This is a genomic window from Vallitalea sediminicola (genome assembly GCF_054408565.1).
The window spans coordinates 1-219 of record NZ_BTPT01000420.1; the positions used below are offsets into that span (position 1 = coordinate 1).

Annotated in this window: 1 protein-coding gene; it reads right to left on the reverse strand. The window is 28.3% G+C overall.

Annotation, left to right across the window (positions count from 1 at the left end):
- Nucleotides 1–219 (reverse strand): hypothetical protein (locus ACX6CF_RS27270; RefSeq protein ID WP_458788504.1); only part of this gene is annotated, 219 nt, incomplete at both ends.

Genomic DNA, 219 nt, shown 5'->3' on the forward strand with positions numbered 1-219 from the left:
ATATCATCAGGTGAATTCTCTATAAGCATGTCTCTTAGCTTTTTCATTTTATCACTGATTTTATTTGTATAATCAAACATATCAGTTACTTTTGTAAAAGTGCTATAAGTCTTAAAATCCCCTGATTCAATATTACCTATCTTATTACTTATATAATTGTCCGATTGTTGTTTTGAGCCATCTACAAAATAATCTTTTGTGGCATTTGCAATCTTAGAG